The organism is Variovorax sp. RO1 (assembly GCF_002849325.1).
Classification (GTDB): domain Bacteria; phylum Pseudomonadota; class Gammaproteobacteria; order Burkholderiales; family Burkholderiaceae_C; genus Variovorax.
On the sequence record NZ_PKMT01000003.1, the window covers coordinates 155,216 to 179,176 of the forward strand.

At 65.5% G+C, this 23,961-nt stretch carries 32 protein-coding genes and 1 tRNA gene; 11 read left to right on the top strand and 22 right to left on the bottom strand.

The annotated features are described in order from the left end of the window. The first annotated feature begins 9 nt into the window (after positions 1–9). Positions 10–459: a MarR family winged helix-turn-helix transcriptional regulator gene (locus CY658_RS17615; RefSeq protein ID WP_101491451.1), complete on the top strand. Its 450-nt coding sequence runs from the start codon at positions 10–12 to the stop codon at positions 457–459. Here CY658_RS17615 and CY658_RS17620 read toward each other — a convergent pair. Beyond that, positions 447–1,223 (bottom strand): SDR family oxidoreductase, encoded by a 777-nt coding sequence (locus CY658_RS17620; protein WP_101491452.1) that lies wholly within the window; start codon positions 1,221–1,223, stop codon positions 447–449. The two genes, CY658_RS17615 and CY658_RS17620, sit on opposite strands and share 13 nt — an antisense overlap. Positions 1,224–1,346: 123 nt before the next feature. On the opposite strand from CY658_RS17620, the gene CY658_RS17625 reads away from it, so the two are divergent. Further along, on the top strand, positions 1,347–2,276 hold the full coding sequence (locus CY658_RS17625) for a LysR family transcriptional regulator (protein ID WP_101491453.1): 930 nt from the start codon (positions 1,347–1,349) through the stop codon (positions 2,274–2,276). A 71-nt stretch (positions 2,277–2,347) separates the two neighbouring features. Further along, positions 2,348–3,385: a Bug family tripartite tricarboxylate transporter substrate binding protein gene (locus tag CY658_RS17630; protein ID WP_101491454.1), complete on the top strand. Its 1,038-nt coding sequence runs from the start codon at positions 2,348–2,350 to the stop codon at positions 3,383–3,385. Between the two features lie 33 nt (positions 3,386–3,418). On the opposite strand, the gene CY658_RS17635 is transcribed toward CY658_RS17630, so the two are convergent. Both CY658_RS17635 and CY658_RS17640 read right to left on the bottom strand, forming a co-directional pair. Beyond that, a complete protein-coding gene (locus CY658_RS17635) occupies positions 3,419–3,748 on the bottom strand; it encodes a DUF1840 domain-containing protein (protein WP_101491455.1) in 330 nt (109 codons plus the stop codon). A 17-nt stretch (positions 3,749–3,765) separates the two neighbouring features. Then, complete coding sequence (locus CY658_RS17640; protein WP_101491456.1) at positions 3,766–5,037, bottom strand: class I SAM-dependent methyltransferase; 1,272 nt, start codon at positions 5,035–5,037, stop codon at positions 3,766–3,768. A 119-nt stretch (positions 5,038–5,156) separates the two neighbouring features. Here CY658_RS17640 and CY658_RS17645 point away from each other — a divergent pair, with 119 nt between their 5' ends. The 6 genes from CY658_RS17645 to CY658_RS17670 are packed head-to-tail and all read left to right on the top strand — an operon-like array spanning position 5,157 to position 12,106. Next, on the top strand, positions 5,157–7,541 hold the full coding sequence (locus CY658_RS17645; RefSeq protein WP_101491457.1) for a bifunctional salicylyl-CoA 5-hydroxylase/oxidoreductase: 2,385 nt from the start codon (positions 5,157–5,159) through the stop codon (positions 7,539–7,541). Position 7,542: 1 nt separating this feature from the next. After that, positions 7,543–8,022 carry a MarR family winged helix-turn-helix transcriptional regulator gene (locus CY658_RS17650; protein WP_101491458.1) on the top strand — a complete coding sequence of 160 codons (480 nt, stop codon included), beginning with the start codon at positions 7,543–7,545 and terminating at the stop codon, positions 8,020–8,022. Then, positions 8,019–8,873: an enoyl-CoA hydratase family protein gene (locus CY658_RS17655; RefSeq protein WP_101491459.1), complete on the top strand. Its 855-nt coding sequence runs from the start codon at positions 8,019–8,021 to the stop codon at positions 8,871–8,873. Before CY658_RS17650 ends, CY658_RS17655 begins: the two co-directional genes overlap by 4 nt. A gap of 8 nt (positions 8,874–8,881) precedes the next feature. After that, positions 8,882–10,075 (top strand): acyl-CoA dehydrogenase family protein, encoded by a 1,194-nt coding sequence (locus CY658_RS17660; RefSeq protein WP_101491460.1) that lies wholly within the window; start codon positions 8,882–8,884, stop codon positions 10,073–10,075. 4 nt (positions 10,076–10,079) lie between these two features. Next, entirely contained in the window at positions 10,080–11,711 is a 1,632-nt protein-coding gene (locus CY658_RS17665) for an AMP-binding protein (protein WP_101491461.1), read from the top strand. Then, on the top strand, positions 11,708–12,106 hold the full coding sequence (locus tag CY658_RS17670) for a RidA family protein (RefSeq protein ID WP_101491462.1): 399 nt from the start codon (positions 11,708–11,710) through the stop codon (positions 12,104–12,106). The genes CY658_RS17665 and CY658_RS17670 overlap by 4 nt, the downstream gene beginning before the upstream one ends. A 206-nt stretch (positions 12,107–12,312) precedes the next feature. Here the strand turns inward: CY658_RS17670 and CY658_RS17675 are convergent. From CY658_RS17675 to rplN, 18 genes are all read right to left on the bottom strand, one after another. Continuing rightward, positions 12,313–12,389 (bottom strand) — tRNA-Met (locus CY658_RS17675). Between the two features lie 18 nt (positions 12,390–12,407). Further along, on the bottom strand, positions 12,408–12,806 hold the full coding sequence (gene rplQ, locus CY658_RS17680) for a 50S ribosomal protein L17 (RefSeq protein WP_056576970.1): 399 nt from the start codon (positions 12,804–12,806) through the stop codon (positions 12,408–12,410). 86 nt (positions 12,807–12,892) lie between these two features. After that, entirely contained in the window at positions 12,893–13,882 is a 990-nt protein-coding gene (locus tag CY658_RS17685; protein ID WP_101491463.1) for a DNA-directed RNA polymerase subunit alpha, read from the bottom strand. Positions 13,883–14,024: 142 nt separating this feature from the next. After that, entirely contained in the window at positions 14,025–14,648 is a 624-nt protein-coding gene (rpsD, locus tag CY658_RS17690; RefSeq protein ID WP_056576976.1) for a 30S ribosomal protein S4, read from the bottom strand. A gap of 130 nt (positions 14,649–14,778) precedes the next feature. Beyond that, positions 14,779–15,183, bottom strand: a complete 405-nt coding sequence (gene rpsK, locus CY658_RS17695) for a 30S ribosomal protein S11 (protein ID WP_009124825.1) — start codon at positions 15,181–15,183, stop codon at positions 14,779–14,781. A 12-nt stretch (positions 15,184–15,195) separates the two neighbouring features. After that, positions 15,196–15,561, bottom strand: a complete 366-nt coding sequence (gene rpsM, locus CY658_RS17700) for a 30S ribosomal protein S13 (protein ID WP_101491464.1) — start codon at positions 15,559–15,561, stop codon at positions 15,196–15,198. Positions 15,562–15,584: 23 nt separating this feature from the next. Beyond that, positions 15,585–15,698, bottom strand: coding sequence for a 50S ribosomal protein L36 (gene rpmJ, locus CY658_RS17705; protein WP_013544106.1), 114 nt, complete (start codon positions 15,696–15,698; stop codon positions 15,585–15,587). Between the two features lie 64 nt (positions 15,699–15,762). Further along, positions 15,763–17,076, bottom strand: a complete 1,314-nt coding sequence (secY, locus tag CY658_RS17710) for a preprotein translocase subunit SecY (protein WP_101491465.1) — start codon at positions 17,074–17,076, stop codon at positions 15,763–15,765. A 27-nt stretch (positions 17,077–17,103) separates the two neighbouring features. Further along, complete coding sequence (gene rplO / locus CY658_RS17715) at positions 17,104–17,535, bottom strand: 50S ribosomal protein L15 (RefSeq protein ID WP_101491466.1); 432 nt, start codon at positions 17,533–17,535, stop codon at positions 17,104–17,106. 11 nt (positions 17,536–17,546) lie between these two features. Then, positions 17,547–17,729, bottom strand: a complete 183-nt coding sequence (gene rpmD / locus CY658_RS17720; protein WP_019653974.1) for a 50S ribosomal protein L30 — start codon at positions 17,727–17,729, stop codon at positions 17,547–17,549. A gap of 35 nt (positions 17,730–17,764) precedes the next feature. Next, positions 17,765–18,283 carry a 30S ribosomal protein S5 gene (rpsE, locus tag CY658_RS17725; protein ID WP_099793806.1) on the bottom strand — a complete coding sequence of 173 codons (519 nt, stop codon included), beginning with the start codon at positions 18,281–18,283 and terminating at the stop codon, positions 17,765–17,767. Positions 18,284–18,301: 18 nt separating this feature from the next. Beyond that, on the bottom strand, positions 18,302–18,667 hold the full coding sequence (rplR, locus tag CY658_RS17730) for a 50S ribosomal protein L18 (RefSeq protein ID WP_056577252.1): 366 nt from the start codon (positions 18,665–18,667) through the stop codon (positions 18,302–18,304). 14 nt (positions 18,668–18,681) lie between these two features. Further along, positions 18,682–19,215 carry a 50S ribosomal protein L6 gene (rplF, locus tag CY658_RS17735; RefSeq protein WP_099793808.1) on the bottom strand — a complete coding sequence of 178 codons (534 nt, stop codon included), beginning with the start codon at positions 19,213–19,215 and terminating at the stop codon, positions 18,682–18,684. A 24-nt stretch (positions 19,216–19,239) separates the two neighbouring features. Continuing rightward, the gene (gene rpsH, locus CY658_RS17740) at positions 19,240–19,635 is read right to left on the bottom strand and encodes a 30S ribosomal protein S8 (RefSeq protein WP_056516708.1); all 396 of its coding nucleotides are present in this window, start codon (positions 19,633–19,635) and stop codon (positions 19,240–19,242) included. Between the two features lie 20 nt (positions 19,636–19,655). Further along, positions 19,656–19,961: a 30S ribosomal protein S14 gene (gene rpsN / locus CY658_RS17745; RefSeq protein ID WP_101491467.1), complete on the bottom strand. Its 306-nt coding sequence runs from the start codon at positions 19,959–19,961 to the stop codon at positions 19,656–19,658. Positions 19,962–19,969: 8 nt separating this feature from the next. Next, positions 19,970–20,509 carry a 50S ribosomal protein L5 gene (rplE, locus tag CY658_RS17750; RefSeq protein ID WP_056576993.1) on the bottom strand — a complete coding sequence of 180 codons (540 nt, stop codon included), beginning with the start codon at positions 20,507–20,509 and terminating at the stop codon, positions 19,970–19,972. An 11-nt stretch (positions 20,510–20,520) separates the two neighbouring features. After that, positions 20,521–20,853, bottom strand: coding sequence for a 50S ribosomal protein L24 (gene rplX / locus CY658_RS17755; RefSeq protein ID WP_062474813.1), 333 nt, complete (start codon positions 20,851–20,853; stop codon positions 20,521–20,523). Positions 20,854–20,865: 12 nt separating this feature from the next. Then, positions 20,866–21,234: a 50S ribosomal protein L14 gene (rplN, locus tag CY658_RS17760; protein ID WP_009124801.1), complete on the bottom strand. Its 369-nt coding sequence runs from the start codon at positions 21,232–21,234 to the stop codon at positions 20,866–20,868. Positions 21,235–21,491: 257 nt separating this feature from the next. Between rplN and CY658_RS17765 the strand changes: the two genes are divergently transcribed. Together CY658_RS17765 and proC are read left to right on the top strand one after the other, a co-directional pair. Beyond that, positions 21,492–22,628, top strand: coding sequence for an esterase-like activity of phytase family protein (locus CY658_RS17765; protein ID WP_101491900.1), 1,137 nt, complete (start codon positions 21,492–21,494; stop codon positions 22,626–22,628). Next, a complete protein-coding gene (gene proC / locus CY658_RS17770; RefSeq protein WP_101491468.1) occupies positions 22,625–23,482 on the top strand; it encodes a pyrroline-5-carboxylate reductase in 858 nt (285 codons plus the stop codon). Before CY658_RS17765 ends, proC begins: the two co-directional genes overlap by 4 nt. Positions 23,483–23,488: 6 nt before the next feature. On the opposite strand, the gene CY658_RS17775 is transcribed toward proC, so the two are convergent. Beyond that, positions 23,489–23,956: a MaoC/PaaZ C-terminal domain-containing protein gene (locus CY658_RS17775; protein ID WP_101491469.1), complete on the bottom strand. Its 468-nt coding sequence runs from the start codon at positions 23,954–23,956 to the stop codon at positions 23,489–23,491. Positions 23,957–23,961 lie beyond the last annotated feature (5 nt).

Below are 23,961 nucleotides of genomic sequence, written 5' to 3' on the forward strand. Positions count from 1 at the left end.
CGAACGGCCATGGACCCGCTCTTCTTCAAGCTGGTGCGGGTGGTCAATCTCACGGCGCGGCCGTTCCATGAGCGCGTGGGGCGCGAGCACCAGCTCACGCTGAACGAGTGGCGCACGCTGGCCGTGCTCGCCACGCAGCCGGGGCTCACGGGCGCGCAGGTGGCCGACCTCACCGGCCTGGACAAGATGGCCGTGAGCCGCGCGCTGGCGGGCCTGAAGCGCCACAAGCGCGTGCAGCGCCGCGGCGACCCGACCGACCAGCGCTGCAGCCGGCTCTACCTCACGGCCGCCGGCAAGGCGCTGCACGCGACGGTCGGCGCGCTGGGCCGGCAGCGCGAGGTCGAGCTGTTCGCGGGCGTCGATGCGGGCGAGCTGGCCCGGCTGAGCGACACGCTCGACACGCTGATCCGCGCCGTCGAACGCGCACCCGACCACATCGCTGCCGATCAGACCGTGTAGCCGCCGTCCACGCTCAGGTTGGCGCCGGTGACGAAGCCGCCGTCCGGGCCCACGAGGTAGGCGACCATCCCGGCGATTTCTTCGGCGCGGCCGTGGCGCGGCAGCACCATCACGTCGTGCATCGAGGCGGCACGCGGGCCGGTGGCGGGGTTCATGGCGGTGTCGATGGGGCCGGGCTGCACGTTGTTCACCGTGATGCCGCGCGGGCCGAGGTCGCGCGCCAGGCCGCGCGTGAGGCCGACGATGGCGGCCTTGCTCATCGCGTAGACGCTGGCGCCCGCGTCCAGCACGCGCTCGGCGTTGATGCTGCCGATGTTGACGATGCGACCCGTGCCGTCGCCCATGTGGCGCGCGGCGGCCTGGACGGCGACGAAGGTGGCGCGCACGTTGACGTCGATGGTGCGGTCGAAGTCGTCGAGCGAGAAGGTGTCGAGCTCGCCGCCGAGGTACACGCCGGCGTTGTTCACGAGGATGTCGAGCCGCTCGAAGGCGCGCGCCCCCTGGGCAATGGCGGCCGTCAGCGCGGCGGCGTCGCCGGCGTCGGCACGGATGGCCAGCGCGCGGCCGCCGGCGGCCTGGATTTCGCCGGCGAGCTTCTCGGCCTCGGCCTGGGCGCTGACGTAGGTGAAGGCCACGGCCGCGCCGTCGCGCGCCAGCCGGCGCACGATGGCGGCGCCGATGCCGCGCGAGCCGCCGGTGACGAAGGCGACCTTGCCGGCCAGGACGGGAGAAGACGACGAAGAAGAAACAGAGGTGGAAGCCATGATTTTTCCGATCAGTTGGAGGAGGAAGGCCTTCAGTGTCGGAATTCCATTCCCTTTGCGGTAGCCATCAATCGGCCCGATCAGATTCAACCCAAAGTTGAAGATGAGCGCCAGAATCGCGGCATGGAACCGCTCAATCACCTCGAATCCTTCGTGCAGAGCGCCGAGGGCGGCAGCTTCTCGGCGGCGGCGCGGCGTCTGGGGCTGACGCCCGCCGCGGTCAGCAAGAACGTGGCGCGGCTCGAGGCACGGCTGGGCGTGCGGCTGTTCCAGCGCAGCACGCGGCGGCTCACGCTGACCGAGGCCGGCGAGCGCTTCCTGGCGCAGGTGGGCGGCGCGCTGGCCACGCTGCAGGAGGCGGTGGCCGGCCTCGCGCAGGACGACGGCCAGCCGTCGGGCACGCTCAAGGTGAGCATGGGCCAGGCCTTCGGGCGCGAGCATGTGCTGCCGTTCATGGGCGACTTTCTGGCGCGCTACCCGGGCATCGTGCCCGACTGGCATTTCGACAACCAGCAGGTCGACCTGATCGGCGAGGGCTTCGACGCGGCCATCGGCGGCGGCATCGCGCTGTCGCCCGGCGTGGTGGCGCGCGAACTGGCGCGCATCCACGTGGTCGCGGTGGCGTCGCCGGTCTACCTGGCAGGGCGCGCGCTGCCCGCGCATCCGGCCGACCTGGCGCGCTTCGACGTGCTGCTGCGCCGCTCCTCGCCGACGGGCCGGCTGCGGCCCTGGACGCTGCGGCATGCGAGCGGCGAGGAAACCATGGTCGAGTTGCCGCAGCGCCCGCGCGCGATCTTCAACGACCCCGAGGCGATCGCGCAGGCGGCGCTGCTGGGGCTCGGCGTGGCGATGCTGCCGATGCCTTTCGTGGAACGCGGCCTGCGCAGCGGCGCGCTGGTGCGGCTGCTGCCCGCGTGGTACCAGGATTCGGGCGCCGTGTGGATCTACTACCCGAGCAAGAAGCTGCTGCCGCCCAAGACGCGGGTGTTCGTCGACTTCGTGCTGGCGCGTTTTCGAGAGGCGCGGTTCGCGCAGCGGATGCAGGTGGGCTGAGCGGCGATGGCCCCATCAGGCCGGGGTTTTTACCCGCGACGCCTGCCGCGGCCCCCTGTACAAAGACGCGCATGACTTTTACCTCTCGCTCTTCTTCTTCCGCCACTTCTCCTGCCCGCCGCTTCGCGCTCGTCGCCACGGCGGCGGCCACGCTCGCGCTGCTGGGCGGCGCCGCGCACGCGCAGGCCACCTGGCCGACCAAGCCGGTGCGCATCGTCGTGCCCTTCGCGGCCGGCGGCACCACCGACATCCTGGCGCGCGCGGTCGCGCCCGAGCTGTCGAAAGCCTTCGGCCAGCAGTTCATCGTGGACAACCGCGCGGGCGCTGGCGGCAACGTGGGCGCCGAGATCGTCGCGCGCTCGGCCAACGACGGCTACACGCTGCTGATGGGCACCGTGGGCACGCACGGCATCAACCGCGCGCTGTATCCCAAGCTGCCCTTCGATCCGATCAAGGACTTCGTACCCGTCACGCTGGTGGCCGCGGTGCCGAACGTGATGGAGATGAACGCCGAAACAGCCAAGAAGCTGAACATCCGCAACGTGCAGGATTTCATCAAGTACGCGAAGGCGAATCCCGGCAAGCTGAACATGGCATCGAGCGGCAGCGGCACCTCGATTCACCTGGCGGGCGAACTCTTCAAGAGCATGACCGGCACGTTCATGGCCCACATTCCGTACAAGGGATCGGGCCCGGCGCTGCTGGACATGGTGGGCGGCAACGCCGATGTGATGTTCGACAACCTGCCGTCGTCGATGGCGCAGATCAAGGGCGGCAAGCTCACGGCGCTGGCCGTGACCAGTTCGCAGCGCTCGCCCGCGCTGCCCGATGTGCCGACAGTGGCAGAAGCCGGCGGCCCCGCGCTCAAGGGCTACGAGGCGAGCTCATGGTTCGGGCTGCTGGCGCCGGCCGGCACGTCGCCCGAGATCGTGAACCGCATCCAGCAGGAAGTGGCGAAGTCGCTGGGCACGCCGGCGATCAAGGAAAAGATGCTGGCCCAGGGCGCGATCCCGAGCGGCAATTCGCCGGCCGACTTCACGAAGCTCATTGCGAGCGAGCATGTGAAGTGGGCGAAGGTCGTCAAAGACTCCGGCGCAAAGGTCGACTGACCATCCGGGCCAGGGCCGCTCAGATCAAGCGGCTCAGGTCCCCCAGGTCACATCCTTGCTGTCGGCCTGTGAGTCCTTGAGCATGTGCAGCAGCGGCGCGGCGCGCTGGTGCAGGCCGACATGCTGCTTCTCTGCGTCGGCATCGTGGCCTTCCACGGCATGGTCGTCGTGGTTGTGCACAGCGGGCTTGGTGCTTTCGCGGGCCAGTGCAGCCTCGAGGGCAGCGATGGCGGACGGAATCTGCTCGACCGTGATGATGCCCTGCGGCGTGGCCGATTTGCCGACGATGTCGAGCAGTTGGCGCGCATGCACCTCGAGCATCACGAAGTCAGGAGCGGCCCGGGATTTGAAGCGGTAGAGCATGGTGTTGGGGTCCTCACTTATTTGTAGATGTAGTCACGGGCAAAAGGGTACACCGATTGCGCGCCGCGCAAGACGCCTGCGCGCCCTACATTGCCGTCAGGCTTTGTCGACAGCATCTGATGCAAGGAGATCCATCCCTGCTCGAAACTCATGGCCGAGCCCGCGAGGTACAGGCGATAGGCGCGAAGAATGCGCTCGGCGTTCTCGCCCTGGCGCCCGCCGCTGCGGCCCAACACTTCGCGCGCGGCATCGAGCTGCGCCTCGAGCGCGTCGGACCAGGCCCACAGCGTGCGCGCGTAGTGCGGGCGCAGGCTCTCGGTGTCGACCATCTCCAGCCCGGCCGCCGCGGTCTCGCGCAGCACGTGCGTCACGTGCAGCAACTCGCCACCGGGGAAGATGTACTTCTCGATGAAGTCGCCCATGCCCGCGCCGAGCTGGCGGTAGTTCAGCTCGCCCGAGGTGATGCCGTGGTTGAGCACCAGCCCGCCCGGCTTGAGCAAGGTGTGGATCTTGTGGAAGTAGGTCGGCATGTTGGCCGCGCCCACGTGCTCGAACATGCCCACCGACGAGATCTTGTCGAAGGGCTGGTCGTCGGGCAGCTCGCGGTAGTCGCGCAGCTCCACGCGCACGCGGCCCTGCAGGCCTTTTTCTTCGATGAGCCGCTGCACATGCGCGTGCTGGTTCTTCGACAGCGTGATGCCGGTGGCGTCCACGCCGTAGTGCTCGGCCGCCCACAGCAGCAGTGCGCCCCAGCCTGAGCCGATATCGAGGTAGCGCTCGCCGGGCTGCAGCATGAGCTTGCGGCAGATGTGGTCGAGCTTGGCTTCCTGCGCCTGCGCCAGCGTGAGTTCGGGCGTGCGGAAGTAGGCGCATGAATAGACGCGGCGCGGGTCGAGCCACAGCGCATAGAAATCGTCGGAGACGTCGTAATGGAACTCGATCTGCGCGGCGTCCTTGCGCAGCGAGTGCGAGCCGCGCGACTTGGCGCGGTGCTGCAGGCGGCTCCACCAACTGGTGTCGGTCTCGGCGGGGTTGCCGGGCAACAGGCCGACGGTCGCGTCGATTAGGTCGCGCATGGCGCCCTCGATCTGCACCTTGCCCTCGACGTAGGCCTCGCCGACGGCCCCGACCTGCCGGCCGGCCAGCTTGGCCAGCACCGACCACTCCTTGAAAGCCAGCGTCACGCGTGAACCCGCCTGGGCGACCCGGCGCCCGTCGGGCAACTCCAGTGCAATGGGCACGGGCAGCGAGGCCAGCTGCGACTCGATCTTGGGTATCAAGTGTTGCATCCGTCCATGGTATTGATTTTTCAAAGAATTTGCATGACATCCCACCTGGGAGCGGGTCGGCGGGCTCTGCAGAGAACCCCTCGTTGACAACAGATCGTTTATGCCTAAACTATTCAACCATGAACAGCTTGACCACCTCCCGCCTCGCGCCCGCCTCGGACCTCCAGCGCATCCTGTGCATCGGTGGGGGTCCAGCCGGCCTGTATTTCGCCCTGCTCATGAAGGCCCGCAACCCGGCGCTGCAGATCACGGTGGTGGAGCGAAACCGCCCCTTCGACACCTTCGGCTGGGGCGTGGTGCTGAGCGACCAGACGCTGGGCAACCTGCGTGCGGCCGACGGCCCGACCGCCGCGCTCATCGGCAACGAGTTTCATCACTGGGACGACATCCAGGTCTTCTTCAAGGGCCGCCAGGTGCGCTCGGGCGGCCACGGCTTCTGCGGCATCGGCCGCAAGCGCCTGCTGAACATCCTGCAGGAACGCTGCCTCGAACTCGGCGTGGAACTGGTTTTCGAAACCGACGCCACCGACGACCAGGCGATTGCCGCGCAGTACAAGGCCGACCTCGTCATTGCGAGCGACGGCCTCAACAGCCGCATCCGCCAGCGCTACGCCGACGTGTACAAGCCCGACGTCGATCTGCGCAACTGCCGCTTCGTGTGGCTGGGCACGCACCAGACCTTCGACGCCTTCACCTTCGCGTTCGAGGAGACCGAGCACGGCTGGTTCCAGGCGCACGCTTATCAGTTCGACGACAAGACCTCGACCTTCATCGTCGAGACGCCCGAAGCCGTGTGGAAGGCCCACGGCCTCGACCAGATGGAGCAGCCCGAGGCCGTCGCCTTCTGCGAGAAGCTGTTCGCCAAGTACCTGGGCGGCCACGCGCTCATCAGCAACGCCACGCACCTGCGCGGCTCGGCCAACTGGATCCGCTTTCCGCGCGTGGTGTGCGAGCGCTGGACGCACCGCATCGACGTCGAAGGCCGCTCGGTGCCCGTCGTGCTCATGGGCGATGCCGCGCACACGGCGCACTTTTCGATCGGCTCGGGCACCAAGCTCGCGCTCGAAGACGCGATCGACCTGGCCAACGAATTCGAACAGGGCGGCACGCTCGACCACGTGCTCGAAGGCTATGAAGCACGCCGCAGCGTCGAGGTGCTGAAGATCCAGAACGCCGCGCGCAATTCCACCGAATGGTTCGAGAACGTGCCGCGCTACACGGGCATGGAGATCGAGCAGTTCGCCTACTCGCTGCTCACGCGCTCGCAGCGCATCAGCCACGAGAACCTGCGCGTGCGCGACACGCAATGGCTCGGCGGCTACGAGCAGTGGCTGGCAGGCGGCAAGGCAATGGCGCCAATGCTGATGCCGCTGAAGGTGCGCGGCCTCGAGCTGAAGAACCGCATCGTGGTCTCGCCGATGGCCACCTACAGCGCGGTCGATGGCGTGCCGCAAGACTTCCTGCTGGTGCACCTGGGCGCACGCGCCCTCGGCGGCGCCGCGATGGTCTGCGTCGAGATGACGAGCCCGACGCCCGAAGGCCGCATCACGCCGGCCTGCACGGGCCTGTACAACGACACGCAGCAGGCCGCGTTCAAGCGCATCGTCGACTTCGTGCACACGCAGTCGAGCGCGAAGATCGCGATCCAGCTCGGCCACAGCGGCCCCAAGGGCTCGACGCGCGTGGGCTGGGAAGGCACCGACGAGCCGCTCGAAAGCGGCAACTGGCCGGTGCTCGGCGCGAGCGCCCTGCCCTACGGCGAACAGAACCAGCTGCCGGCCGCGATCACGCGCGCCGAGATGGACACGCTGCGCGACCAGTTCGTCGACTCGACGCGCCGCGCGGTCGAATGCGGCTTCGACTGGCTCGAGCTGCACTGCGCGCACGGCTACCTGCTGTCGGCCTTCATCAGCCCGCTCACCAACCAGCGCACCGACGAGTACGGCGGCGACATCGAAGCACGCTGCCGCTACCCGCTCGAAGTGTTCCGCGCGATGCGCGCCGTGTGGCCGGCCGACCAACCCATGAGCGTGCGCATCTCGGCGCACGACTGGGCGCCCGGCGGCAACACCGATGCCGACGCCGTGGTGGTTGCGCGCCTCTTCAAGGAGGCCGGCGCCGACTTCATCGACGTGTCGTCGGGCCAGACCACGCGCGACGCCAAGCCCGTGTACGGCCGCATGTACCAGACGCCGTTCGCCGACCGCATCCGCAACGAGGTCGGCATCTCGACCATCGCGGTGGGCGCCATCACCGACGCCGACCAGGCCAACAGCATCATCGCGGCCGGCCGCGCCGACCTGTGCGCCGTGGCGCGCCCGCACCTGGCCGACCCCGCATGGACGCTGCACGAAGCCGCCAAGCTGCAAAGTCGCGACGTCGACTGGCCCAAGCAGTACCTGAGCGGCCGCGACCAGATGTACCGCGAGATCGCCAAGCAGCAGCAGATCGCCGCGGCCACCGCTGCCGCAGGCCGCGCGGCCGACACTGAAGAGACCCACTGACATGGACCTCGAAGCACGCGCCCACAGCGAGCACCCCGAGGCGCTGCGCCTCTGGCTGCGCATGCTCACCTGCACGCAGCTGGTGGAAAAGCAGGTGCGCAACGGGCTGCGTGCGCAGTTCGCCACCACGCTGCCGCGCTTCGATCTCATGTCGCAACTCGAGCGCTCGCCCGACGGCCTGAAGATGAACGAGCTCTCTCGCCGCATGATGGTCACGGGCGGCAACGTCACCGGCATCACCGACCAGCTCGTGACCGAAGGGCTGGTGGAGCGCATCAACGTCGAAGGCGACCGCCGCGCCTGGCGCGTGCGCCTCACGCCGCGCGGACGCAAGCTCTTCAACGAGATGGCGCAACAGCACGAAGACTGGATCGTCGAGGCTTTTTCAAGCCTCAACCCCAAGGAGATCGCGCAGCTTCACAAGCTGCTCGGCAAGGTCAAGCAACATTCACACAGCAGCCAATTGGCGGAGACCGCATGAAGCACTACATCGGCGCAAGCAATCCCATGCGCGCGCAATTCGAACCCAAGGCCGACTACAAGGCCGAGCACTTTGCCTGGCGTTTCGAGGCTGGCGTCGGCACCATCACGCTGAACCGCCCCGAGCGCAAGAACCCGCTGACCTTCGACTCGTACGCCGAGCTGCGCGACCTGTTCCGCGCGCTGACCTACGCGACCGACGTGAAGGTGATCGTCATCACCGGCGCCGGCGGCAATTTCTGCTCCGGCGGCGACGTGCATGAAATCATCGGCCCGCTGACCGGCATGCGCATGCCCGAGCTGCTCGAGTTCACGCGCATGACGGGCGACCTCGTGAAGGCCATTCGCAACTGCCCGCAGCCCATCGTCGGCGCGATCGACGGCGTGTGCGCCGGCGCCGGCGCGATGATCGCGCTGGCCTGCGACCTGCGCTACGGCACGCCCGCCACGCGCACCGCGTTCCTGTTCACCCGCGTGGGCCTGGCCGGCGCCGACATGGGCGCCTGCGCACTGCTGCCGCGCGTGATCGGCCAGGGCCGCGCCTCGGAACTGCTGTTCACCGGCCGCGCCATGACCGCCGACGAAGGCCAGGCCTGGGGCTTCTTCAACGCACTGCACGACAGCGCTTCGCTGCTCGACGCCGCCACCAAGGTCGCGCGCGACCTGGCCGAAGGCCCGAGCTTCGCGCACGGCATGACCAAGACCATGCTCGCGCAAGAGTGGTCGATGACCATCGACCAGGCCATCGAGGCCGAAGCGCAGGCGCAGGCGATCTGCATGCAGACCGAAGACTTCAAGCGCGCCTACGAGGCCTTCGCGGCCAAGCGCAAGCCGGTGTTCGGCGGAGACTGACACGCATCATGATGACCAAGATCCCCGCCCCACCTTCGACCGCGCACCTCGCGCTGCCGTTCTTTGACGACGCGCACCGCGCGCTCGCCAACGACCTGCTGCCCTGGTGCGCCGCCCAGGAGATCGATGAGCGCGACGACCGCGCCGCCTGCCGCGAATGGGTGCGCCGCCTCGGCGACGCCGGCTGGCTGCGCTACGCGGTGCCCGGCAGTGCCGGCGGCGCGCTCGAACGCCTCGATTCGCGCGCGCTCGTGCTGCTGCGCGAAACGCTCGGCTACCACTCGCCACTGGCCGACTTCGCGTTCGCGATGCAGGGCCTGGGCAGCGGCGCGATCACGCTGGACGGCACGCCCGAGCAGCAGTCGCAGTACCTCACGGCCGTGGGCCAGGGCCAGAAGATCGCGGCCTTCGCGCTCAGCGAACCCGAGGCCGGCTCCGACGTGGCAGCGATGGCGATGCGCGCCGAGCCCACCGCCGACGGCTGGCGCCTGAACGGCGAGAAGACCTGGATCAGCAACGGCGGCATCGCCGACTTCTACTGCGTGTTCGCGAAGACCGACCCCACGGCCGGCACGCGCGGCATCACGGTGTTCATCGTCGACGCCACGACACCGGGGCTCGACACCTCGGCCCACATCGACGTGATGGCGCCGCACCCACTGGCCACCTTGCGCTTCGACAACTGCATCGTGCCGCGCACGGCGCAGCTGGGCACACTGAACGGCGGCTTCAAGCTCGCGATGCGCACGCTCGACATCTTCCGCGCGTCGGTGGCTGCGGCCGCGTTCGGCATGGGGCGCCGCGCGCTCGCCGAAGCCATCGCGCATGCCAAGGGCCGCCGCATGTTCGGCCAGACGCTGGCCGACTTCCAGCTCACGCAGGCCAAGCTCGGCGAGATGGCCGCGCTGATCGACAGCGCCGCGCTGCTGACCTACCGCGCCGCGTGGATGCGCGACGACGCCGAGCGCCGTGGCGCGCCGGCGGTCGGCGACGTGTCGGCGGCTGCGGCCATGGCCAAGATGTGCGCCACCGAGAACGCGAGCCGCGTGATCGACATGGCGTTGCAGATGCATGGCGGCCTCGGCGTGAAGGTCGGCACCAAGATCGAAAGCCTGTACCGGGACATCCGTTCGCTGCGCATTTACGAAGGCGCGACGGAAGTCCAGCAGCTGATCATCGGCAAATCCGTTCTGCGGGGGTGAAATCGTGTCTGCCCAAGTCGATCGCTTCGTTCATGACCGCCTGCCGCCTGCCGCGCAGCTGCCGGTCTTTCGCTACGACCTGCCCGAGCTGCAGTTTCCCGACCAGCTGAACCTGGTCGAGGAGCTGCTGGACAAGGCGGTCGCCAAGGGCTTCGGCGACAAGCCGATGCTGCGCTCGCCCGCTGGCGTGCTCACCTACGCCCAGGCGGGCGTCGAGGTGAACCGCATCGCCCAGGTGCTGGTCGAGGATCTCGGGCTGGTGCCCGGCAACCGCGTGCTGCTGCGCGGCGGCAACTCGGTGTGGATGGCGCTGTCGTGGCTGGCCGTGGTCAAGGCCGGGCTGATCGCGGTGGCGACGATGCCGCTGCTGCGCGCCAAGGAGCTCGGCGAGATCATCGAGAAAGCGCAGCCCGTGGCCGCGCTGTGCGAAGGCCGCCTGCTCGAGGAGCTGGTGGCCGCGCAGCAGGTGCACCCTGTGCTCACGACGGTGATTGCGTTCAACCAGCCTGATGCCCCGGATTCATTGTCGGCACGCGCGGCCGGCAAGAGCGGCGTGTTCCTCGCCTGCCCCACGGCGGCCGACGACATCGCGCTGCTCGCCTTCACCTCGGGCACCACGGGCAAGCCCAAGGCGCCCGTCACCACGCACCGCGACGTGGTCGCCATGTGCCAGACCTGGCCGCGCCACGTGCTGCGTGCGCGCAGCGACGACATCGTCGTCGGCACGCCGCCGCTGGCCTTCACCTTCGGGCTCGGCGGCTTGCTGGTCTTCCCGATGTGGGCCGGTGCGTCGGTGTATTTTCCCGAGGGCTCTTTCTCACCCGAAGCGCTCGTGAAGCTCATCAACGAGGTCGGCGCGACCATCTGCTACACCGCGCCCACCTTCTATCGCCAGATGGCGCCCTTCGTCCGGCAGCACGGGGCGCCGAGCCTGCGCATCTGCGTGAGCGCAGGCGAGGCGCTTCCCGACGCCACGCGCCAACTCTGGAAAGACACCACCGGCATCGAGATGCTCGACGGCATCGGCGGCACCGAGGTGTTCCACATCTACATCTCGGCCGCCGGTGACGACGTGCGCCGCGGCGCCGTCGGCAAGGCGGTGCCGGGGTTCACGGCCAAAGTGGTCGACGACCAGGGCAACGAAGTGCCGCGCGGCACGGTCGGCAAGCTGGCATTGCAAGGGCCGGTCGGCTGTCGCTACCTCGACGATCCGCGCCAGGCCGACTACGTGAAGAACGGCTGGAACTACCCCGGCGACTCGTTCGTGCAGGATGACGACGGCTACTTCTTCTATCAGGCGCGTGCGGACGACATGATCATCACCGCCGGCTACAACGTCGGCGGCCCGGAAGTGGAAGATGCGCTGCTCAAGCACCCGGCCGTGGCCGAGTGCGGCGTGATCGGCAAGCCCGACGCCGACCGCGGCATGATCGTGAAAGCCTTCTGCGTGCTCAAGCCCGGCAACACCGGCGACGCAGCGATGGCGAAGGCGCTCCAGGACCACGTGAAAGCCACCATCGCCCCCTTCAAGTACCCGCGGGAGATCGAGTTCGTGACGGCGCTGCCGCGCACCGAAACCGGCAAACTCCAGCGCTTCAAATTGAGACAACTCAACAGCGAGACACCATCATCATGACGAACAAACTGATTCAGCCTCCCGGCTGGTTGCCCCCGAAGGGCTATGCAAACGGCATCGCCGCGCGCGGCACGCAAGTGTTCGTTGGCGGCCAGATCGGCTGGAATGCCCAGCAGCAGTTCGAATCCGACGACTTCATCGACCAGTGCGGCCAGGCGCTGCGCAACATCGCCGAGGTGCTGCGCGAAGCCGGCGCCGGCCCCGAGCACATGGTGCGCATGACCTGGTACGTGACGGATCGCGACGAGTACAGCCGACGCTTGGCCGAGCTCGGCCCGGTCTACCGCGACGCGCTGGGCCGCAACTTCCCGGCCATGACCTGCGTGCAGGTGGCGGCGCTGGTGGAGCACCGCGCGAAGGTGGAGATCGAGGTCACGGCGGTCATTCCGGACTGATCCTGGTCCTGGGCTGTGCGTCAGCGCAGTCCCTCAGGCGCCTTCACTGCGCACGTTCTCGAAACCGGCCTCTTTGCGGGGCCGGTCCAGAAACAGAAAAGCCCTCTTCGCGAGGGCTTTCTTTTGCGCCGGACTTTAACCAGGAATTTCCAAAGAAATTTGGGCAAAGAAAAAGGCCCTTTGATTTCTCAAAGGGCCTTTTAAATTGGTTGCGCGAGCAAGATTTGAACTTGCGACCTTTGGGTTATGAGCCCAACGAGCTACCAGGCTGCTCCATCGCGCGGCAAGTATAAATTATAGCTTATTCAGCAGCGTTTTGCTCAGCGCCTGCATCTTTAATTTCAGCACGGTCGACCAGTTCGACGAGCGCCATCGGGGCGTTGTCGCCCACGCGGAAACCCATCTTCAGGATGCGGGTGTAGCCGCCCGGACGCGCTGCGAAACGCGGGCCGAGTTCGCCGAAGAGCTTGACGACGCTGTCGCGGCTGCGCAGGCGGTCGAAGGCCAGGCGCTTGTTGGCAAGCGTGGGCTTCTTGGCGAGCGTGATCATCGGCTCGATGACGCGGCGCAGTTCCTTGGCCTTGGGGACCGTGGTCTTGATGACTTCGTGCTCGATGAGCGAATTCATCATGTTCTGCAGCATCGCAAGGCGGTGCGAGCTGGTGCGGTTGAGTTTGCGAAGTCCGTGTCCGTGACGCATGGTGCTTTTCCTTTACTTTATTAAACAGGCAGCCGTATCAGGTACTGCCCGGGCACGAGCCCTCAGGGGCTCAATTCAAACAAAAATCAACGCTTGTCGAGACCGGCCGGCGGCCAGCTTTCAAGCTTCATACCAAGGGTGAGGCCGCGCGAAGCGAGGACTTCCTTGATTTCGTTGAGCGACTTGCGACCCAGATTCGGGGTCTTGAGCAGCTCGTTTTCGGTGCGCTGGATCAGGTCACCGATGTAGTAGATGTTTTCGGCCTTCAGGCAGTTGGCCGAACGCACCGTCAGTTCGAGTTCGTCGACAGGGCGCAGCAGGATCGGATCGAATTGCTGGGCGCTGCGCGGTGCGGGTGCATCGAATGCAGCGAGTTCGCCGCCTTCGAGCTGCGCAAACACGGCGAGCTGTTCAACCAGAATTTTAGCCGATGCGCGAACGGCATCTTCGGCGCTGATCGCACCGTTGGTCTCGATCTCGACCAGCAGCTTGTCCAGGTCGGTACGCTGTTCGACACGGGCGCTTTCGACCGTGTAGCTCACGCGCTTGACGGGCGAGAACGATGCGTCCAGAACGATACGGCCGATCGACTTGGTCGGCTCGTCGGCGTAGCGACGCATCGTGCCGGGCACGTAGCCGCGACCCTTTTCGACCTTGATCTGCATGTCGAGCTTGCCGCCTTGCGACAGGTGCGCGATCACGTGGTCAGGATTGATGATCTCGACGTCGTGCGGGGTCTGGATGTCCGAAGCGAGGACCGGGCCTTCGCCGTCCTTGCGCAGGCTCAGCGTGACTTCGTCGCGGTTGTGGAGCTTGAACACCACGCCCTTGAGATTCAGCAGGATGTTGACGACATCTTCCTGCACGCCGTCGATCGACGAGTACTCATGCAGAACGCCAGCGATCGTGACTTCGGTGGCCGAGTAGCCGACCATGGACGACAGCAGAACGCGACGCAGCGCGTTGCCGAGCGTGTGGCCGTAGCCGCGCTCGAAAGGCTCGAGCGTGACCTTGGCCTTGTTGGGGGCAAGTTGCTCGACCTGAATGGTCTTGGGTTTCAGCAGGGTGGTTTGCATGCAGACTTCCTCTCAATACCCCCGGCTCGTTACACCGGTAAGGCTGGTGAAGCGCCTGATCCGCAACAGAGTGCGGAGCAGGAACGTGAACAACAATATCAATCTCCCGCCGGCGCGCAGACGCGCAGGCGGGTAGAGAAAATCAACGCGAATACAGTTCGACGATCAGCGATTCGTTGATGTCGGCTGCGAATTCGTCGCGATCCGGGACCTTCTTGAAGGTACCTTCGGCCTTGTCGGCGTTCACATCGACCCACGCCGGCATGCCGACTTGTTGGGCGAGTTGCAGCGCTTCGACAATGCGGTTCTGCTTCTTCGACTTTTCGCGCACGGCGATCACGTCACCGGTCTTGACCAGGTACGACGGGATGTTGACCGACTGGCCGTTCACGGTGATCGCCTTGTGCGACACGAGCTGGCGTGCTTCGGCGCGCGTCGAGCCGAAGCCCATGCGGTAGACCACGTTGTCCAGGCGCGACTCAAGGATGAACAGCAGGTTGGCGCCGGTGTTGCCACGGCGGCGATCGGCTTCTTCGAAGTAGCGGCGGAACTGCTTCTCGAGCACGCCGTACATGCGCTTGACCTTCTGCTTCTCACGCAGCTGCAGACCGTAGTCGGAGGTGCGCTGACCCGAGGTGCGGCCGTGCTGACCGGGCTTGGAGTCGAACTTGGCCTTGTCCTGGATCGAACGGCGGGCGCTCTTCAGGAACAGGTCGGTGCCTTCACGGCGGGAAAGTTTGGCCTTGGGGCCGAGGTAACGTGCCACGGTATTTCCTTGGTGTCATCTGCCGCAGTTGCCTGCGGGAGCCGTCGGCGGATGTGCCGATGGCGGTGGGCTTAGTGAAAAAACAAATGCGCAGCCGCTCGAAAGCTGGCTGCGCCTTGCGGACTGACGATCAGATGCGGCGACGCTTCTGGGGACGGCAGCCGTTGTGCGGAACGGGCGTCACGTCGGCAATGGAATTGATCCGGATGCCGAGCGCAGCCAGGGCGCGCACCGACGACTCGCGACCAGGACCGGGGCCCTTGATCTCGACGTCGAGGTTCTTGATACCTTGTTCGACAGCAGCACGGCCGGCCACTTCGGAAGCGACCTGCGCAGCGAACGGGGTCGACTTGCGCGAGCCCTTGAAGCCCTGGCCACCCGACGAAGCCCACGACAGGGCGTTGCCCTGGCGATCGGTGATCGTGATGATGGTGTTGTTGAACGAGGCATGCACGTGGGCGATACCGTCCGCAACGTTCTTGCGAACCTTCTTGCGAACGCGCTGTGCGGCGTTGTTTGCAGGTGCTTTAGCCATGCTTGTCTATCCTTATTTCTTCAGGGACTGCGCAGCCTTGCGCGGACCCTTGCGGGTGCGGGCATTGGTGCGCGTGCGCTGGCCGCGCATCGGCAGGCCGCGACGGTGACGGAAGCCGCGATAGCAGCCGATGTCCATCAAACGCTTGATGTTCATCGTCGTCTCGCGACGCAGATCGCCTTCGATCGTGAACAGAGCGATCTGGTCACGGATCTTCTCGAGATCGCCGTCGGTCAGATCTTTGATCTTCTTCGAATATTCGATGCCGCTCGCTTCGCAGATTTGACGGGCGCGGGTGCGACCGATTCCGAAAATGGCGGTCAGGCCGATTTCAGTGTGCTTGTGCGGCGGGATGTTGATGCCAGCAATACGTGCCATGTGCGTCCTCTAATACTCTTCAATCAACCCTGGCGCTGCTTGTGGCGCGGGTCGGTGCAAATCACACGCACCACACCTTTACGGCGGATGACCTTGCAATTACGGCAGATGGTTTTGACCGAAGCCGAAACTCTCATTTCATTCTCCTAAAACTGTTTAACGTGGCGGTCTACCGCCCGGACTCAAAACTGAAACACAGCCCTACGATGTCTTGAAGTTCGCCTTCTTCAGCAGCGATTCGTACTGCTGGGACATCATGTAGTTTTGCACCTGGGCCATGAAGTCCATCGTGACAACCACGATGATCAGCAGGGAGGTACCACCGAAGTAGAACGGCACGTTGTACTTCAGGATCAGGAACTCGGGCAGCAGGCAGACGAAGGTGATGTACACCGCGCCGGCCAACGTCAGGCGAACCAGAATCTTGTCGATATAGCGAGCGGTCTGGTCACCCGGGCGAATGCCAGGAATGAATGCACCACTCTTCTTCAGGTTGTCGGCCGTTTCCTTGCTGTTGAACACGAGTGCCGTGTAGAAGAAGCAGAAGAAAACGATCGCAGCGGCATACAGCAGCACATAGATCGGCTCACCCGGGCGCAGTGCGCTTGCGATGTCCTTGATCCAGCGGAAGCCACCTTCACCGGTGCTGAACCAGCCCACCACCGTTGCCGGCAGCAGAATGATCGACGACGCGAAGATCGGAGGAATCACACCGGCCATGTTCAGCTTCAGGGGCAGGTGCGACGACTGACCGCCGTAGACCTTGTTGCCAACCTGGCGCCGCGCATAGTTCACGAGGATCTTGCGCTGACCGCGTTCCACGAACACCACGAAGTAGGTGACCAGCACCACGACAGCGATGATGAAGAGCGCAACGATGGGATTCATCGCACCGGTCGTCACCAGCGAAGCCAAGCCGCCGATAGCGCCTGGCAGACCGGCCGCGATACCTGCAAAGATCAGGATCGAGATGCCGTTGCCCAGGCCGCGTTCGGTGATCTGCTCGCCGAGCCACATCAGGAACATCGAACCAGCGGTCAGGCTCACCATGGCGGTCAGGCGGAAGCCGAAACCGGGGGCGATCACCAGACCGGCCGACGATTCGAGGGCCACTGCGATGCTGAACGACTGGAACAGAGCCAGGCCGAGCGCGCCATAGCGCGTGTACTGCGTGATCTTGCGGCGACCGGCCTCGCCTTCCTTCTTCAATTGCTCGAAGGTCGGAAGCACGTAGGTCATCAGCTGCATGATGATCGACGCCGAGATGTACGGCATGATCCCCAACGCGAACACGGTGAAGCGCGAGAGCGCCCCGCCCGAGAACATGTTGAACAGGCTCAGAATGCCGCCCTGCTGGCCCTGGAAGAGCGCTGCCAGCTGGTCCGGGTTGATACCCGGCACAGGAATGTGCGCGCCAATCCGGTAGACCACGAGCGCGAGCAGCAAAAAGACGAGCCGACGACGGAGGTCGCCGAACTTGCCTGTTTTTGCGATCGTTGCCGCGTTAGTTGCCACGAAGAACTTCTTTCAGTCCGAAGGTGATCAGGCGAAGCTGCCGCCGGCTGCTTCGATCGCAGCCTTGGCACCAGCGGTCGCACCCACGCCCGTCAGCTTGACGGCCTTGGTGAGTTCACCGGTCTTGATGATCTTGACGACCTTGGCGAGCTGGCCCACGAGGCCAGCTTGCTTCAGTGCCAGGACATCGACTTCGGCCAGGCCGAGCTGCTCGAGAGCAGTCAGCGTGACTTCGGCGTTGAACTTCAGCAGGTGCGACTTGAAACCACGCTTGGGCAGGCGACGTTGCAGCGGCATTTGGCCGCCTTCGAAACCAACCTTGTGGAAACCGCCCGCACGCGACTTCTGACCCTTGTGACCGCGACCTGCGGTCTTGCCGATGCCGGAGCCGATACCGCGGCCGACGCGACGCTTGGCGTGCTTGGCGCCAGCTGCCGGCTTGATGCCATTGAGTTCCATATCAGTCTCTCTTACAGAACTTTGACCAGATAACTGATCTTGTTGATCATGCCGCGCACTGCGGGCGTGTCTTGCAGTTCGCTCACGCTGTTGAGCTTGCGCAGGCCGAGGCCACGCACGGTCGCGCGATGCGATTCCTTGGTGCCGATCGGGCTCTTCACCAGCTGCACCTTGAGGGTTTGTTGTTGCGTCATTTGAATGCTTCCTTCAGCCTTGCGAGAGCTTGCGCTCAGGCGAAGATTTCTTCGACGGTGAGGCCGCGCTTGGCAGCCACATTGCCGGCCGTCGTCGAGTTCTTCAACCCGTCGAGCGTGGCGCGAACCATGTTGTAGGGGTTCGACGAACCATGGCTCTTGGCCACGATGTCGGTGATGCCCATGACTTCGAACACGGCGCGCATCGGGCCGCCGGCGATGATGCCGGTACCCTTGGGAGCCGGATACATCACGACCCTGGCGGCACCATGATGGCCTTGCACCTGGTGGTGCAGCGTGCCGTTCTTGATCGCAGCCTTGAACAGGTTGCGACGGGCTTCTTCCATTGCCTTCTGCACGGCAGCAGGCACTTCCTTCGACTTGCCCTTGCCCATGCCGACGCGGCCTTCACCGTCACCGACCACGGTCAGTGCCGCGAAACCGAGGATACGACCACCCTTCACCACCTTGGTGACGCGGTTGATCGCGATCATCTTCTCGCGCAAACCGTCTTCAGGACCTTCGTTCTGCGTTCTTGCTTGAATCTTTGCCATTTTGAATCTCGTGTCCGTTTAGAACTGCAGACCGGCTTCGCGGGCTGCCTCGGCCAGCGCCTTGACGCGGCCGTGGTAGGCGAAACCTGCGCGATCGAAAGCGACCTTCTCGACGCCGGCAGCCTTCGCCTTTTCAGCGATGCGCTTGCCGATGGCGGTGGCAGCGGCGGCATTGCCACCCTTGCCCGAGGCGCCCAGTGCTGCGCGCACTTCGGCTTCGGCGGTCGATGCGGTTGCGATCACCTTGGTGCCGTCGTCGGAGATGACGGTGGCATAGATGTGCAGGTTGGTGCGGTTCACCGTGAGGCGGGCCACGCCCTGCGTCGCGATGCGGATGCGGGTCTGGCGCGAGCGGCGAAGACGCTGTGCTTTTTTGGTCAACATCATTTTGCTGCCCCTTACTTCTTCTTGGTCTCTTTGATCACGATCTTCTCGTCCGAATAACGGATGCCCTTGCCCTTGTAAGGCTCAGGCGGACGAACAGCGCGGATCTCAGCGGCGATTTGACCAACGCGCTGACGGTCAGCACCCTTGATCACGATTTCGGTCGGGGTCGCGGTGGTCACCGTGATGCCTTGCGGCATATCGATGTTGACCGGGTGCGAGTAACCGACTTGCAGGTTCAACTTGTTGTTGGACGCTGCAGCCTTGTAGCCGACGCCGACCAAGTTGAGCTTCTTCTCGAAGCCCTTGGTCACGCCAACCACCATGTTGTTCACCAGCTGACGGATCGTGCCGCTCATCGCATTCGCTTCACGCGATTCGTTGGCGGGCTCGAAGCTCAGCTTGCCGTCATTGCTGACGACATTCACCAGCGCATTGCGAGCCAGGTTGAGCGTGCCGCCCGTGCCCTTGACGCTGATCTGGTCTTCCTTGATCGACACATCCACACCTGCGGGGATGGCGACCGGCATTTTTCCTACTCGGGACATTTCAGTAACTCCTCGATGTCTCGGTTAGGCGACGTAGCACAGAACTTCGCCACCGACACCGGTAGCGCGAGCCTTGCGGTCGGTCATCACGCCCTGGGGGGTCGTGACGATCGCAACGCCGAGGCCGTTCTGGACTTGCGGGATGGCTGCGCTGGCCTTGTAGACGCGCAGGCCGGGGCGGCTCACGCGCTCGATACGTTCGATGACCGGGCGGCCAGCGTAGTACTTCAGCGTGATGACGAGTTCGGACTTGCCGGCATCGGTCTTCACTTCGAAGCCGTCGATGTAGCCTTCGTCCTTCAGGACTTGTGCAATCGCAGCCTTCACCTTAGAAGACGGGATCGACACAGTGGGCTTCGCCACCATCTGCGCGTTACGGATACGCGTCAGCAGGTCGGCAATGGGATCACTCATGCTCATGTTGTTTGCTCCTGCCTGGCTTACCAGCTGGCCTTGGTGACACCGGGGATGTCGCCGTTGAAAGCCAGTTCGCGGATCTTGGCGCGGGCCAGACCGAATTGACGGAAGGTGCCACGGGGGCGACCGGTGATTGCACAACGGTTGCGCTGGCGCGTGGGGTTCGCGTTGCGCGGGAGCTTCTGCAGGCCCAGGCGGGCTGCTGCGCGCTCTTCGTCGCTCTTCTTCGCGTCGTTGGAAATTGCCTTCAGCTCAGCGTGCTTCGCAGCGAACTTGGCAACCAGCTTGTCGCGCTTGAGTTCGCGCTGGATCAAAGATTGTTTAGCCATGGTTCGCCTCAGTTCTTGAACGGGAAACGGAAGCCAGCGAGAAGCGCTTTGGCTTCTTCGTCGGTCTTGGCCGTCGTCGTGATGCTGATATTGAGACCGCGCAGGGCGTCGACCTTGTCGTACTCGATCTCAGGGAAAATGATCTGCTCTTTGACGCCGATGTTGTAGTTGCCACGGCCGTCGAATGCGCGACCCGAGATACCACGGAAGTCACGCACGCGGGGCAGGGCCACGGTGACGAAACGGTCCAGGAACTCGTACATATGCACGCCACGCAGCGTGACCATGCAGCCGATCGGCTGGTTTTCGCGGATCTTGAAGCCGGCGATGGCCTTCTTCGACTTGGTGACCACTGGCTTCTGGCCAGCGATCTTGGTCAGGTCGGCGACAGCGTTGTCGAGGACCTTCTTGTCGGCGACTGCTTCACCCACACCCATGTTCAGGGTGATCTTGGTGAGACGCGGAACTTGCATCGGCGACTTGTAGCCGAACTTTTCCGTCAGGTCTTTCGCGATCTTTTCGCGATAGTGTTGTTGGAGACGTGCCATGTGAGTACCTCTTAGGCGAACTTGATTTCGTCGCCGCTCGACTTGAAGACGCGAACAGCCACGCGCTTGCCGTCGGCACCTTGGGTGACCTTGATGCCCACGCGATCGGCCTTGCCGGTCGCGGCATTGAAGATCGCCACGTTGGATTGGTGAATCGGCATGGTCTTCTCGACGATGCCACCGGTCGTACCCTTGAGGGGGTTCGGCTTGGTGTGCTTCTTGACGAGGTTGATGCCGTCGACGATCACATGCGAATCGTCTGCGCGCAGCGACACGACGCCGCGCTTGCCCTTGTCACGACCGGCCAACACGATGACCTGGTCGCCTTTGCGAATCTTGTTCATGGCGTTGTGTCCTTAGAGAACTTCGGGGGCCAGCGACACGATCTTCATGAACTTCTCGGTGCGCAGTTCGCGCGTGACCGGTCCGAAGATGCGGGTGCCGATAGGCTCCAGCTTGGCGTTGAGCAGCACGGCGGCATTGCCGTCGAACTTGACGAGCGAACCGTCAGCACGACGGATGCCCTTGGCGGTGCGGACCACCACTGCACTGTAGATCTCGCCCTTCTTGACGCGACCACGTGGAGCGGCTTCCTTGATGCTGACCTTGATGACGTCGCCCACGCTGGCATAACGCCGCTTGGAGCCACCGAGCACCTTGATACACAGGACGGATTTCGCGCCCGTGTTGTCGGCCACTTCGAGCCGGGATTCAGTTTGGATCATTTCTTGATATTCCCAACTTGTACCGATGAGCCTCCAGGAGGGAGACACCGCGGTCAGTCTTGGGCCCGTCGTCCACACCTCGAACCACTCGAGATGCTTCCGCTTTGGGCTGAAAGCTTCGCCTTTTGAAAGCGAAGCCCGCGATTGTGGCACCCATATCCGGGGATGTCAACTGCCTCATTACGCGAACTTCGACAGCCGCTAGACTTTGTGGCGTGCGCGCCCCCACCCACCCTCTCATTCCGCCGCCTTCCGTGCTGCGCCGACGCCTGCTGGCGGGCGGGGCGGGCCTGCTGGGGCTGGGATCACTGGGGCTCGCGGGATGCCGCAGCGCGGCGCCGGCGCCAGACACCGGCCGGCTGCAACGCCTGGCAGAAGCCCGCTGGGCGCATCGACGCTCTATAGAGAGCACCACAGCAGGCGGCCTGTCAGGCATCGACTATGACCCCGCCAAAGGTGAGTACCTGCTTCTCAGCGACGACCGGTCAGACCTGGCCCCCGTGCGCTGCTACACCGCGCGCTGGCCCCTTCCGTCCGACGTCGCCCCCGAAGCCACCGGCGTTGTCCAGCTGCAACGCCCCGGTGGCGGCCCCTGGCCCGCGCGGCGCCAGGCAGTCGCCGGCCTGCCCGTTCCCGACCCCGAGGCCCTGCGTCTGCGCCCCTCGGCCGGCACCCTGCTCTGGACCAGCGAAGGCGACATCGCCCGCGGCTTCGGTCCTGCCCTGTATGAATCGGCGCGTGACGGCCGCTTTCTGCGCGAATTCGCCCTGCCGGCGATGTTCGCCCCGGACCCGGCCCAGCGCCGCGGCCCGCGCGACAACCTGACGTTCGAAGGCCTGGCCCTCACGCCCGACGACCGCTCGGCCTGGCTCGCAATGGAAAACGCCCTGATCCAGGACGGCCCGACCCCTACCACCGCCGCCCCCGGCGGCCCCTGCCGCTTCACCCAGGTCGACCTGGCGAGCGGCCGCGCCGTGCGCCAGATCGCCTACGTGCCCGACGCCATTCCGCTGCGCCCGCTCGTGCCGGGCACCTATGCCGACAACGGCGTGAGCGAAGTGCTGATGCTCGACGCCCACCGCATGCTGGTGCTGGAACGCGCCTACGCCACGGGCGCCGGCAATTCGCTGCGCCTGTATGAAATAGACACCCAAGCCGCCGACGACGTGCTCGCCATCGACACCCTCGCGCCCGGCAACCACCGCCCGGCCGCCAAGACACTCGTGGCCGACCTCGCCACCCTCGGCCTCTCGCGCCTCGACAACACCGAGGGCATGTGCTGGGGCCCACCGCAGCCCGACGGCCGCCGCCTGTTGGTGGTCGTGAGCGACGACAATTTCAACCCGCTGCAAGTGACGCAGTTCGCCGCCTTCGCCTACACCGACCGACCATGACCATCGCCGTGACCTTCCTGCCCCGCACCGCGCCGGGCCCCCTGCCCCCCATCGCCTTCATCGGCGGCGGCAACATGGCCAGCGCCATCATCGGCGGCCTGATCCAGCAAGGCGTTGCGGCCGACAACTTCGAGGTGGTCGAGCCCTTCGAAGACGCCCGCACCAAGCTGACCCAGTCCTTCGGCATCGTGGCCCAGGCCGAGGCCACCGAGGCCCTCGCGCGCTGCGACGTGGTGGTGTGGGCCGTCAAGCCCCAGACCTTCGCAGAAGCCACGCGCCCGGTGCGCGCCTTTGCCGGCGACGCCCTGCACCTGAGCGTGGCCGCGGGCATTCCGTCCGACAGCATCGCCCGCTGGCTCGGCACCGAGCGCGTCGTGCGCGCCATGCCCAACACGCCCGCGTTGGTGGGCAAGGGCATGACCGGCCTGTTCGCGCGGCCGGGCGTCGAAGGCGCCGACCGCGCCCGCGTGGGCCAGTTGCTGGCACCGACCGGCGAGCTGATCTGGGTCGACGCCGAACCCGCACTCGACGCCGTGACCGCGCTGTCGGGCTCGGGCCCCGCCTACGTGTTCTATTTCATCGAGGCGATGACCGAGGCCGGCGTCGAGATGGGCCTCACGCCCGACCAGGCCCAGCGGCTGGCCATCGGCACGTTCACCGGCGCCTCGGCGCTGGCGCACAGCGCAACCGAGCCGCCATCGGTGCTGCGCGAACGCGTGACGTCCAAGGGCGGCACCACCTACGCGGCGATCACCTCGCTGGAAGGCGCGGACGTCAAGGCGCAGTTCAAGACCGCCATCCGCGCAGCGCAGACACGGGCCGCCGAGCTGGGCGAGGAATTCGGCCGCGGTTGAAGCGGCTCAGCCAGCGAGCGCACGCGGGCCGAGAAAGAACAGCCACTCGGCCGCCAGCGTGACCGTGCCGTCCTCGAGTTCGAGTAGCACCTCTTCCTTCAACAGGAAACCGTCTTCTCCCTTGGGTGTCGCGCTGAGAATGCGCACCCGCGCCCGGAAGCGCGCACCCACCGGCATCGGCCTCACGAAGCGCAGGCGGTCGAAGCCGTAGTTCAGCGCGTGGTTCGAATCGAAGGGCAGCAGCGTGCGCATCGCCTCGCCGGTCAGCCGGATCAGGTGCGAGGCCTGGAAGAAGCCCGGCACGATCGTTCCGCCGTAGTTCGCCTCGCGGGCTGCGCGCTCCGGATCGAGGTGGATCCACTCGCCTTCGCCATCGCCCGAGAGCACCGCGTACTGGTCGACCATCTGCTGCGTGATGGCATGCCACTCGGACAGGCCCTCCTGGCCGATCTTCTGTGTCAGGCGGTCGAGCACGTGCG